Raw genomic sequence first — 12,998 nt, 5'->3', positions numbered from 1 at the left:
CAAAAAGTATGTGCCAGTCCGCCGGCACGAGGCGGTGTAAACCAGCACAAGGCGGGAAAAATTAGTTAATGTACTGGTTAACCTTCTTCGCTAAATTATCAATATCAAAAGGCTTCGCAATAAAATCATCTGCCAGACAAGGTTGCTCCTGCCTGTCGTAAAGATTGTGGGAAGCGGAAATCATGATTACTGGTATGTGACCGGTTTTAGCGTTTGTTTTCAGGGATCTGCAAACCTCTCGTCCATCCATATCGCCTAGCATAATATCCAGGAGGATAAGATCAGGACCAAAACTTACTATTGTATCTTCAATACAGTGGCCATTGTCGCAGCATTCCACTTCAAACCCCTCCATATCTAATATCATGCTGATCACGTGGAGTATATCCGCGTTATCATCAACCACCAGTACTTTTTTCATTTTCCGAACATCAGCCCCTTTAGTTAAAAAAGAGGAGCCGCCCTGTTCAGAAAGCTCCTCAATATTTTTCATAGGTAGATATTAGACAGCACCAAATTTTATGCCACTAATGCACATATAAGCTTCGTTACAAGGGTTTTGTTTGTCTAAATCGTCAAAAAAGAGCAAAAAGTTTTAAATCCGGATGTACAATTGATTATTTAAAGGTGGTGTCCATTTTATATGACCATTATAATATTCAGTAAGTGTGATTAAGATGTGAAGCTCGCGCTCATATTTTCATGCTGTTCAGATTAAAATGAGTAACGGCCTCCTAATTGTATTTGATAAGGAGTACCATTCTGCCGTATCACTCCAATATTTTCGTTTACACGATAATTATATTGTTGTGTTGTTTGATTAAACCCGGAAACAAATAATAGACTTTGGTTACCCAGATTATAATTCACACCCCAATCTTTGTTCAGAAGGTTGGCGAAATTAAATACATCCAGACTCAACGTAAGAGCTTGTGACTTATAAGTTTTAAAATTTTTAGCAAGGCGCAGATCGAAAATTCCTGAAAACGGATTACTTCCACCGTTACGATCAGCGATGGTGCCCAGGCTCTTACTTATATAATCACGAGCCCTGTTATCTGGGTTATTCAAGATTTTCTCCATCGAAGCTTTTATCGAAGCTGGAGTGTTCGGGTTGTTGGGATCAAATACGAAAGCAAGATCATTATCAGCACCGGGGCCGCCCACAAAATCACCATTTATATCCGCATCCACCGTTAGCGAATACCTGGTACCGCCAATTCCTGAGAAACGTCCACTAAAAACGAAACCTTTAAAACTCGGGGCTGCGCCAAAGAAAACCAATTTATTACGGAACTGGTTATCAGAATAGTTGATTTCAGAAAGGTCCCTTGGATTTGATTTTACTGGTCTGAACGTGGAAGTATTCGCTACGTTTCCATTGTAAGAGGTATTATCTCGGGCATCGTTAAGTGTGTAGCTAACATTTAAGTAGCCATCTTTATAATACCTCACGTCAGCATCTAAAATAACTGCAGCCTGTTCTAGTTTTGCACCGTTTGTAAACTCCAGGGTACGTCCCATCTTTCGCTAAAGTTTTGATACTTTGGATCCGTCGGTACTGCCCCTGATTATCCAAGGTTAGACCCAGCAAAGAATTTAAGGATGTATCATATCGTTGTAAAGCACCATGAAATGAATCCAGATACCGTTCATCGGCGGTAATAATAAACCCCTTTTGACTGGAATCGGCATCCTTAAGGGTTGCAAGGAGACTATTATTAACGGCCTGTATCTGATAGGCCTGTTGGACCGAGTTGGTATTTTTAAGATGTTTATTGAAAAGATTATAGGAGTTAATTGACAAAGCTATCAAGATCAACACGGCGGCGATAAATGCACAAATTTCTATTCTTATTTCTAATGTGCTCTTTTTCATCAATCCTGGCGAGGTTGTATATATAACTCAACCCCTTAATTGCAAATTGTTTCATCCATAGATTTTTAAAATACTGAAAATCAGAAAGTAACAAATCGGATTACTATTAATAGTTCTATTTAATCGAATAGGCCCTTTGTGGATTTTTGACCAGCAATAAATCAATATCCTTCGAACTAAAGCCATTCTTTCTTAAAGGCGGAATAAGATATTCGAACATATCGGTATATCCCCGAAAATTTCCGCCATTTACCTTTTCGGGATCATACCAGCCCGCATCATGGGAAATTAAAATCTTATGAAGAAGGTTCTCTGTTTTCAATTTTATGAGAAGCTCGATAATCCAATCAACGCCACCCGGCTTGCCGACATTATTCTTATTTAAATTATCTAAGGAAATCCAGGCTCCCTGCTTTGCGGCTTGGAGATAGCCACCAAAAGTGCCGTCCTGTGCATGGGTCCATACAAAAGCTTCCGGGGACACCCCTTCGTTTTTCAAGACTTCTAATTGTGCAAATGCCGGACCGTCGCTGCCCGTATGTGAGACAATTGTTAAACCTGTTGCTTTATGTGTGATTGCTGCTGCTTTAATGATTTTTGCATGCATGGGTGATAAGATATCGTTCCGGTCGACTGATATTTTTATGAAACCCGGGAATACACCAGAGCCTTCGATTCCATTTTTAAATTCATTAATCCAGACTTTGGCTATTTCTTCGGCACTCTGACTGAAAGCCTGTTTGGGGATGAATTTATTATCCCTTGCACCATAGTAACCTGTATTGGTGACGATGTTTATCCCCGATTTTTCGGAAAGCTCCTTCAATAATAAAGGATCGCGGCCTAAATACGACGGAGTGCATTCAAAGAGTGTCTGCACTCCCCTTTGTTTAGCCTCCATTAAAAAAGGAAGAACCTTTTTAACCACTTCCGGCTTTTCCCAGCGATGGTATCCGGTGCTGTCGGCTCCGATAAAATCGACTAATATATGTTCGTGAATTAAGGTGGTTCCCATTTTTGCAGCAGGGATTTTGCCTGTTACGGTAACCAGGGCTTCTTTCTTCAGTTTGGGGGAGCAGCTGGTTAGAAATAAAAGCGTAAGCAGGAAGATTGTTAGCTTGTTGAAGATCCTAAGATTACCGATGAGCAGCTGTGGTTTGTAAGGCATATAATCTGGAATATTAATTAAATTTAATATTCTAAACGGTAATTTCAAGATCGGGAGGCCGGGGAGACAAATTCGTGAGGAAAAAAAACCCCCCAGAAATTAATCTGAAGGGTATCATAAGATGGCCTGGTGAATAAATGTTTCTATCACCTATTTCTACAAAACCGGACTGATAGCTATCGCGCTATACATGATATTTTTGTTGTAATAAGCTAATATCTTGGTTACGCCAGTTTCTACATCAATTCTAAACAGCGTAGATTTTTTGTTCACCTCATATAATCCGAGGGCGATATCTGTAGTTACATTCGCATTTCTGGGAGCGATGTCAAAACCGCCATCACCTTCAATTTTCAACTTGATGTCCTGAGGATTCACTAAAGTTCCAGCGTTTGGTGGGTTAATCTCAAATAATAAATCTTTTGCAGGATCCAAAGCATATAATTCCGTTGGGGTTGCAGGATCATTGTCGTTATTATCATAAGCGACACCATTTACAGCAGCAGGCTGAGGGTTAATAGAGCCGTCTACTATGGTAACTCCTGTGGTGGGATGCGTACGAAGATTCTGTCCGGTATTGCTTACAATACGGATTCTGTCAACTACAGGATTAAAATCAAAACCAAATGAGGTTCCCATTAATGTTAAAGCCACAGGGGTAGTGCTTCCCATAGGAATGGTTGTTAAAGGTGCAACCAGCGTGGCCATGCCTGTTTCCGGGTTTATGGTGTATAAACGGCTGTTACTGCCCAGAGCATATAATTGAGCCGTTGCGGGACGGAAATCTATTGCTAGAACTCTTTCGCCAGATTGTAGGCCAGTGATTGTTGCCGAGCTTATAAGATCCTCAGGGTTCGACGTAGAATATTTATCTAAGGTCTTGCCTGAAAGTGCAAAAAAAGCGATACCCTGCGGATCGCTATTATTGCTTTTAAATTGGCTGGATGACATCGTGTTAGCATTGTCTGCTGATATCATTGAATCGTCTTTTTGGCATGCTGCCATCGAAATTGTTAGCAATACTATTGCTCCCATTTTCCCAAGTCTGCTTTTTTTCATATTTCTCATATTAAGGTGTAATTGATTAATATTTCAATGATAAATACAATGCCAGTGAATGGCTTAGGTGTAATTTATACACATAGAGTTTTGAGTTTTAATCTTTAGGAAAAGAATTATAAGTAAGGGCTTTACGAGAAATTATTAGTGACCCCCAGCCCGATCACTCAAATAAAAAAAAGGACAGCCGCCGCCCCGGCTCGCTTCCACATATTTATGCTATCTTTAATACAAATTATACCCGGGATAGCGATGTTAAATCCATGTTCTTCAGAACATTAATACCTGGTAAATTTCACATCAGGGAGACATACGTTCTCCACTTCAAGTTAAAGATCAAATTATGATGCTCTCTCCCTTAAATAATGCTAACGAGTTAGATCTCGACAATTGTGCTAAGGAGCCAATTCATATTATTGGAAAAACCCAGGCGCATGGAGTGCTGATCTCTTGTGATCCTATAAGTCTTAAGATTACTCAAGCGGGAAAGAATACAAGCACGGTTTTCGGGATGTCATCTGACGAAATCCTTGGAAAAGAGCTCTCTTACCTATTGGGAGAGGAACAGGCTGAAGGATTGATGGACTTGCTTTCCAAAGAACTATCCATCCCACATGAAGTAGAAATAAACAACACTAATTTCCTGGTGCTGGCTCATTACTCGGGTGCAAATCTAATTCTGGATTTTGAACCCTATCAGGAAGTTAACAATCCTTACTATTTTCAGAAACAATTAACCCTCATACTTAACGAACTCCAGGCTGCAAATACTATTAACCAACTATGTGAATCCGCAACTAGTCTAACCAAAAAAATGTTTGGCTACGAAAGAGTGATGGTTTACAAATTTGATGAAGAATGGAACGGGGAGGTTATTGCCGAAAGCAAAGAGGAAGATATGGATTCCTGGCTGGGCATACATTATCCCGCTACTGATATTCCCGCTCAATCCAGGGAGCTCTTTTTGAAGACCAGGGTGCGAATCATTGCCGATGTCAATTATACTGCCGTTTCAATTATTCCTGAATTATCTCCTATTACGGGGGAACCTCTTGATATTTCATGCTCGGGCCTTAGGGCAGTCTCGCCAATCCACATTGAATACCTTAAAAATATGAAGGTAGGGGCTTCTCTTTCGGCCGCTATTATCGTAAAGGGCCGGCTATGGGGTTTGATTGCCTGTCATCATAGGACCGCAAAACATTTAGACTTTTATCAGCGGGAGAGCTGTCGTTTTCTGACACAAATGGTTTCTACGGAACTTGACTTATTAGAAAATAGCTTTTTCTTAAGTGAGGTGAAACGTTCAGAAGTTATAAGGCAGAAGCTCGTAGGGCAAATGAATAAAGAGAGTAATTTAGTTATAGCACTTACAGAAGGAAATGTGAAGTTTACTGAGCTTATATCCTGTGGTGGCGGTGCAATTTTCATGAACGGTGCCTGGAAAACTATTGGCCTCACTCCTAATGAAGAACAACTCGAAAGCCTACTTAATTTTAGTACACAGCAGCCGGAAAGCCACTTTGCGACACGTAATCTTTCCGCAGTTTTTCCGGAAGCAAAAGATTATGAAGAAACTGCATCCGGTGTTATCTGTCTAAAAATTTCAAAGAATATTTATATTTTCTGGTTTAGGCCCGAAGAGATCCAGGAGATAAACTGGGGAGGCAACCCACAAAACAAAGCATTTTTTAATGAAAAAGAACAAAGGCTAAGCCCGCGCCTGTCATTTGAAAAATGGAGAGAAGAACTAAGGGGAGTTTCCAAACCCTGGCAGGAACCCGACAAGGACATTATACGGGCTTTAAGGGAAAATATTAGTTACGTTATACTGGTACAGCAGCAAAAGGAGATTGAAACTTTTAATACTCAATTAATTGAAGCCAATAAAGAATTAGAGATATTTGGTTTTGGGCTTTCTCATGATCTTAGAGCTCCGATAAATGGTATGGACGGCATTCTTACCATACTAGACGAAGATCACCGGGAAGAATTAGGTGAAGAAGGCCGGGAGTTGCTTCAAATGTGCAGGGATCTTAACAAAAAAATGAACCATCTCATTGATGACATTCTTGAATGCTCTCGTCTAAATAAAATTGATGACCTTGAAATAAGTAGTATTAATACTTCCGAATTAATAGAAGAAGTGCTCAAATTGGTGAACGCTAAGGGAAGTTATCCTAAAACTACTCTGGAAATCCAATCGGATTTACCCAAAATGGAAGGTGACCGAAGAATGCTTTTCCAGCTTTGGGCCAACCTGCTTAACAACGCACTTAAATATTCCTCAAAAAAAGAGAACCCTAAAGTAGAAGTCGGCAGCACGGTTAAGAATGGCCGGGAAGTATTCTTTATTAAAGATAACGGTATTGGTATCCATCCGAATTTTTGGAAAATGATATTCGAGACCTTCAAAAGGGCTGTAGGAGACGAGTTCAAAGGAACAGGAGTTGGCCTGGCTATTGTAAAAAAGGTTATAGAAAAACATCATGGAGAGATTTGGTTAGAGAGTGAACCAGGTCAGGGTTCAGAATTCTATTTTTATTTAGGAACAAAAAAATATAAGCGGGTAAAATATTTAGGATGGAAATGATTCAAAGACTTAAAGAGGCGACGCGCGAGCTGCATGAACAGGTTGAAACACAAAACTTAGCGATGCAAATCATGGATCACAGCATAGACCTGGAGACCTATAAATTGCTATTGTTACAAAATTATATAGCCTACCAGGCAACCGAAAATGCTATTAAGCAATTTCTTCCTGAATATAATGGAAAGAAACATAAGCAGCTTCAACAGGATCTGGAAGAACTCGGAGTGACTATTGAGTCGCCTTCACCGGTTGACCCTTTTGAATGCCACTCACAAGCCGAAGCTTTAGGAGCGGCTTATGTGGTGGAAGGATCCGCTTTGGGCGGGATGCTCATTTCCAAAAATCTTGAGAAATGCAGGGGGCTGGACTCAATTGAACAACATCATTTCTTCAACGGGAATAAAGACAGTCTTGAAGATTGGAATTCGTATAAGATAGCACTTGAACAATACAAGTTTTCTGAAGCTACAGAAAACGAGGCATTGGAAAAGGCTAAAGAAACGTTCAGGTTTTTCCAGGAGGTTTTTAATAGAAAGTCACTTCAAACCTGAACAATCAGAGCTGTAGCCGGGAATATGATCCGGTCAATAGTTTCCGGGGCGATCACAAAAAAACAAAAAGAGATAGATTTATTTATGTCACACACGAAAAAATTATATTGAAAAGGTGTTGAATACAAAATGTTTACCAATATTTATTTATGATTAAAATCACTTTCCATTTGGTATTATTACTGTTTTGTGCAACGAGTATAAGGGCACAAAAAACGGAACTGAAATACCTGTCGGGAACAGGAAAAGACCACACGGTTGAATGGGATTTCCAATGTACGGATGGTAGAAATAGTGGAAAATGGGCTAAAATTGCCGTTCCATCTAACTGGGAAACTCAAGGCTTTGGTAATTATACTTATGGAAGCGAAGGGGCAGATAGAAATGAAGTAGGAATGTACCGTCATACTTTTACTATACCTGCAAACTGGAGGAGTAAAGAGATATTCATTGTGTTTGATGGCTCGATGACAGATACTGAAGTAAAAATCAACGGTCAATTGGCAGGCCCTGTACATCAGGGCGGATTTTATCGTTTTCGGCATGCCATTACACCTTTATTAAAAATAGGCGAATCAAACCTGCTTGAAGTGAAGGTAAGTAAGATTTCTGCTAATCAAAAGGTAAATGATGCCGAGAGGGGAGCAGATTATTGGACATTTGGAGGAATTTTCAGACCGGTATTTTTAGAAGCCCAACCAAAACAACATATCGAACGGGTTGCTGTTGATGCAAAGGCAGACGGTTCTATTAACCTTGATGTTTTTATTTCAGAATTCAGGTCAGATGGAGCCATTGTAGCTCAGCTTAAAACACTTGATGGAAAACCTTTTGGAAAGGCGTTTACTAAATTTATCAAGCCCGGAGACTCCGTAATTCGTTTAAGCAGTAAAGTAGCTGATCCGGCACTTTGGTCGACAGAATTTCCAAATCTTTACAAGATTGACATATCTCTTAAAGCCAGCAATACTACATTGCATAGTCTTACGGAAACCATTGGTTTTAGAACTGTTGAACTCCGTAAGAATGATGGATATTATATAAATGGCCAAAAAATTAAGTTCAAAGGAGTAAACAGAGGTGGTTTTTGGCCTACCTCAGCCCGTACTACCAGTCGTGAGGTATCAATTATGGATGCCAACCTGATTAAAGAAATGAACATGAATGCGGTACGGATGTCGCATTATCCTCCAGATAAACATTTTCTCGAAGTTTGCGATTCTATTGGCCTTTTTGTAATCGACGAATTATCCGGCTGGCAATTTCCCCCCTATGATACTGAGGTAGGTCGTAAACTGGTAAAGGAACTCATAATTCGGGATGTAAATCATCCAAGTGTGATCATGTGGGCGAATGGGAATGAGGGTGGATTTAACTTTGATCTTCTGCCCGATTTCGCAAAATACGATATTCAGACTCGTCCGGTAATACAGCCATGGATGAATATCAACGGCATGAATACCAAGCATTATATTCCCTGGAACTATGGTATTGGCACTTTCTTCCAGGGCAAAGACGTTTTTTTTCCAACGGAATTTCTACATGGCTTATATGATGGTGGTCATGGTGCCGGCCTGGATGACTTTTGGAACTTAATGCAAACTAATCCCTTATCAGCTGGCGGATTTTTATGGGATTTTTGCGACCAGGCTGTCGTGCGTACAGATAGAAACGGAGCTCTGGATACAAAAGGTAATTTAGCTGCCGATGGCATTTTAGGCCCATACAGAGAGAAAGAAGGTAGTTTTTATACCATTAAAGAAATATGGTCGCCGATTTATCTTGAGAAAAAAATAATAACTAATCAGTTCAACGGTGATTTAACCATCGAAAACCGTTATAATTTCACCAATCTAAATCAGTGTAGTTTTAGCTGGCAACTCAAAAAAATCCAGGGATTTGATAAAGGGAATACTTCAATGTTGAACGGAAAAATTATTGCCCCTTCTGTTAAGCCTCAAACCGCTGGTACTTTAAATTTGTCCTTGCCTCTTTCCTGGTCGGAATATGATGTGCTGTATATAACCGCTAAAGATCTTTACGGAAAAGAAATTTACACCTGGTCTTTGCCTATTTCTTCACCCGAGCAGTTGGCAATGAGATTAGTTAAAACAGAAAAAGGCACTGTGAGGGTTTCAGAAGATGAAGAAATTTTAAGCATGTCTGCATCAGGAGTGGAAGTAACTTTGGATAAAAAAACCGGTCTTTTAAAAGGGGCAAAAAACAGCCTCGGTAATATTTCATTTTCTAATGGCCCGGTTTTAATCAATGGTGAAGCTACCTTTAAGTCCTTCAACCAAAAAACCGATTCTTTAGGGCGGCATATTATAGTTGCAAACTATGAAGGAAAACAGAACTTTAGAGTTACCTGGACGATGATGCCCTCGGGATGGCTGGAATTGAAATATCAATATCGGCCTGAAAACAATCAGGAGATGTTAGGCATCACATTTAATTATCCGGAAGAAAACGTCAGGGGGATGCAACTGATTGGCAATGGCCCCTACCGTGTTTATAAAAACAGGATGAAAGGTGTTACTTTCAACCTTTGGGATAAAACATATAATAATGCAGTTACTGGAGAAACCTGGGACTATCCTGAATTTAAAGGATATTATAGCAATTTTTATGGTACAAGGATACAGACAAAAGAGGGTGATTTTACAGTTTTATCAGCTTCAGAGAATATTTTCCTGCACATGCTAAACCCGGCGATACCAAAGGGTCTTGGACGAGCTTATTCCATGGCGAACTACCCCACAAATGGCATTTCATTTATGCATGGCATTAGCTCTATTGGTACTAAAAGCCAGAAAAAAGAAGATCTTGGTCCGCAGAGCCAGAATAATTTAACCTTTGCGAATGGCGGACTGGATACGCAATCTGCAGTTTTATACTTCAATTTTCATTGATGTAGTCGAGCATTTGAGGTGCTTTTTGAGATTAAATAACAGTATTCATCAATAATAAAACTCAAAATGAGAAAGATATTTATTAGCCTTTTTGTAAGCATGTATGTATTGGCTGTACATGCGCAACAAATAAGTGCTCAATCCTATCAAAAAATACATCGCAAAGCCATTGTAGTGGATACACACAATGATATTCTGATGCATGCTGCTGACAAGGGAACGGCATTTGACCAGGACCTTACCCTTAAAACACATACTGATCTTGCCCGCTGGAAAAAGGGCGGGCTAGATGTGCAGATTTTTTCAGTCTACTCCGATGGCGGTGTGCAAAATGCCTATGCTTATGCCAACAGGCAAATGGATAGTCTTGATGCTGTTGCTTTACGCAACCCGGATCAAATTATAAAAGTATCCAACTATGCCGAAATGTTAAGAGCCGTAAAAGAACATAAAATTGCTGCTATGTTTGGGGTAGAAGGCGGCCACATGATCGAAGATGATCTTGCAAAATTAGAAGCTCTTTACAAACGTGGCGCAAGGTATTTAACGCTCACACACAATATAGCGCCGTCATGGGCTACCAGCGCAGCAGATGAAACCACTAAACCAAACTTGCCAAACAAGGGATTGACTGAGTTTGGCAGACAGGTAGTGCAGCGCATGAACCAGCTTGGTATGATGGTAGATGTAAGCCACTCCGGCGATCAGACTTTTTGGGATGTAATTAAACTAAGCACCAAACCCATTATTGCTTCACATAGTTCGGTGTATAGTCTTGTAGCCCACCGGCGTAATTTAAAAGATGATCAGATAAAAGCTATTGCAAAAAACGGCGGTGTAATTCAAATAAATTTTAATCCTGGTTTTATTGACAGCAGCTTTGGTAAGAAAGAAGATGCTTTTTTTAAAAAGCATAAAGCAGAAAGTGATTCTCTTTTAAAAAGCGGTATGGATGAATGGTATATGATGAATTTATTGTATAAAAAATATACAGCAGAAGCAGAGCCAATGCGGCCGCCATTATATATGCTTATTGATCATATTGATTACATCGTGAAATTAGTAGGCGTTGATTATGTTGGCCTGGGCTCCGACTTCGATGGCATCAACCTTACACCGCAGCAATTAGATGATGTTACTACCTATCCATTAATTACAAAAGCATTAATAGAAAAAGGGTACAGTAAAAAAGACATCTATAAAATTCTTGGAGAAAATCTTTTAAGAGTTTTAAAAGCAAATGAATCTAAATAAAAAAGCCCAAAACAAATCCAGGCATACATGGCCATTGAAAAAACAGGTGAAGGATCAAAAGCGGTTGTTTTTCCTATTTTTGGATGCGTTGTTTCATCATTCACCCTGCTTTACTTTCAAAACATAAGCAGGGAGCAAACCATGCGCTTCTTTATGGGCTTTTTTCACTGCATTGGAGTCAGGAGCTTCAGACAAACACATGATTACGCCCTTTTTTTCGTCTACCCAATAATTAGTAAAATTCACATCATATTTATCCTGTACCGCTAAATCTTTTGTATGTGCATCGGCAACATCTTTTGCTGCCACTTTTCCTGCACCCATCTCATGAACATCAATAAAAAATTGTTTATTGCCTTTAGCGATTGTTTCCGTGCCACTACTAACCTCGTAAACATTAGAAGGAATTAAGCCATGAGCTTCTTTATGTGTGTTTGTAACCGACACTTCATTCTGTGCTTGTGATAGACAATATACCTTACCTTTTTGTTCGTCTACCCAGAATTTCATAAACTTAACGCCATACTTATCCTGTGTCGCCAGGTCCTTTTGGTGCGCACCTTCTACATCCTTGAATGTGACTTTACCGGGTTCTAAATCGTGAACATCAATAAAATACGATTGTGCTGTACTTGTGTTTGCGATGGGTGTTGTCGTTGTTGCAGTGGTGTCAGCCTTTTTCTCATTAGTGTCCCCACAGGAAGTGAATAGTAATACAACAAGCGAAAAAAGAAAGAATGAATGTTTCATGTTTTATTTTTTAAAAGTGAACAAACAAGTCTAAAATACAATTTGAAACCGAAAAAGCTTCTTTCCAGTGTTTCCTAATGATGACGCACAACGAGTAGCTGTACACATGTATGCGTATATTTCTAATTTTGTGCCTGGGAACTCTCTTTCAGATAAATTATAAAATATTGCAATTCTAATTTAATAAAATTATTTCTTCTTACAATTATTTATTTCCGATATCTACTCCTATCATCAAGCATCATCTTGTAGTAAACCAATTTGAATAGTTATGGCTACGAATTGTGTGAACAATTTACGAACAACTGGGTCTTCTTCCTTAATGATAAAAACCTTCTGAAAAACACAAAACCCCTCGGATATCATCTGAAGGGCTTCATTCCGTGGGAGATACTGGGTGCGAAACTTGCGAAGGAATAAGACGTGTTGCGGGAATCTCCGGGCTGGCACTTTTCATTGTAAATGGTATAACCCAGATCCAGCTTTTGATCTCCTATCATCCAGGATCATCTAGTAGTAAACCATCATTTGAGTGTTACAACCTGATGACGCGATAATGAGGCCAAAGAGCTTGAAATATCGGAGAATATCAGGCGGTTTTTGGGTATTTTATACCCTGTTAATTAACAGTGAAAACTATCGATTTAAAGACCAAGTACTTAATTTGTTACTTGTTTGAATGAATTATATTCCCCTTTCAACCCATAATTTTGAGGTTTAATCACCAGCTTTGGATTCTACAAAGTTGAACCAAATTTGCCTTTTTATTGTTAATCAACAAATTAAAATGATGAACTCCAAGCATCTATGTATTTCTATAATTTCCATTTTC

10 protein-coding genes are annotated in these 12,998 nt (G+C 39.4%); 4 read left to right on the top strand and 6 right to left on the bottom strand.

Annotation, left to right across the window (positions count from 1 at the left end; genetic code table 11):
* Positions 1-61: 61 nt before the first annotated feature.
* From WBJ10_RS13355 to WBJ10_RS13335, 5 genes are all read right to left on the bottom strand, one after another.
* Positions 62-493, bottom strand: coding sequence for a response regulator (locus tag WBJ10_RS13355; RefSeq protein ID WP_424291107.1), 432 nt, complete (start codon positions 491-493; stop codon positions 62-64).
* A 221-nt stretch (positions 494-714) separates the two neighbouring features.
* Positions 715-1,524 (bottom strand): hypothetical protein, encoded by an 810-nt coding sequence (locus WBJ10_RS13350; RefSeq protein WP_424291106.1) that lies wholly within the window; start codon positions 1,522-1,524, stop codon positions 715-717.
* Entirely contained in the window at positions 1,457-1,879 is a 423-nt protein-coding gene (locus tag WBJ10_RS13345; RefSeq protein ID WP_424291104.1) for a CHASE3 domain-containing protein, read from the bottom strand. The genes WBJ10_RS13350 and WBJ10_RS13345 overlap by 68 nt, the downstream gene beginning before the upstream one ends.
* A gap of 115 nt (positions 1,880-1,994) precedes the next feature.
* On the bottom strand, positions 1,995-3,047 hold the full coding sequence (locus tag WBJ10_RS13340; protein WP_424291102.1) for a phosphotriesterase family protein: 1,053 nt from the start codon (positions 3,045-3,047) through the stop codon (positions 1,995-1,997).
* 156 nt (positions 3,048-3,203) lie between these two features.
* Complete coding sequence (locus WBJ10_RS13335) at positions 3,204-4,106, bottom strand: DUF4394 domain-containing protein (RefSeq protein WP_424291100.1); 903 nt, start codon at positions 4,104-4,106, stop codon at positions 3,204-3,206.
* A gap of 343 nt (positions 4,107-4,449) precedes the next feature.
* Between WBJ10_RS13335 and WBJ10_RS13330 the strand changes: the two genes are divergently transcribed.
* The 4 genes from WBJ10_RS13330 to WBJ10_RS13315 all read left to right on the top strand — a co-directional run bounded on the left by WBJ10_RS13330 (position 4,450) and on the right by WBJ10_RS13315 (position 11,416).
* Positions 4,450-6,699, top strand: coding sequence for an ATP-binding protein (locus WBJ10_RS13330; protein ID WP_424291098.1), 2,250 nt, complete (start codon positions 4,450-4,452; stop codon positions 6,697-6,699).
* Complete coding sequence (locus WBJ10_RS13325) at positions 6,696-7,250, top strand: biliverdin-producing heme oxygenase (RefSeq protein ID WP_424291096.1); 555 nt, start codon at positions 6,696-6,698, stop codon at positions 7,248-7,250. The genes WBJ10_RS13330 and WBJ10_RS13325 overlap by 4 nt, the downstream gene beginning before the upstream one ends.
* 149 nt (positions 7,251-7,399) lie before the next feature.
* A complete protein-coding gene (locus WBJ10_RS13320; protein WP_424291094.1) occupies positions 7,400-10,162 on the top strand; it encodes a glycoside hydrolase family 2 TIM barrel-domain containing protein in 2,763 nt (920 codons plus the stop codon).
* A 66-nt stretch (positions 10,163-10,228) separates the two neighbouring features.
* Positions 10,229-11,416 (top strand): dipeptidase, encoded by a 1,188-nt coding sequence (locus tag WBJ10_RS13315; protein ID WP_424291092.1) that lies wholly within the window; start codon positions 10,229-10,231, stop codon positions 11,414-11,416.
* A gap of 96 nt (positions 11,417-11,512) precedes the next feature.
* On the opposite strand, the gene WBJ10_RS13310 is transcribed toward WBJ10_RS13315, so the two are convergent.
* Positions 11,513-12,166 (bottom strand): DUF4242 domain-containing protein, encoded by a 654-nt coding sequence (locus WBJ10_RS13310; RefSeq protein ID WP_424291090.1) that lies wholly within the window; start codon positions 12,164-12,166, stop codon positions 11,513-11,515.
* Positions 12,167-12,998: the final 832 nt, after the last annotated feature.

The sequence above is a fragment of the Daejeonella sp. genome, from assembly GCF_049655485.1.
Classification (GTDB): Bacteria; Bacteroidota; Bacteroidia; order Sphingobacteriales; family Sphingobacteriaceae; genus Daejeonella.
This window is presented reverse-complemented; position numbering and strand designations above follow the sequence as displayed.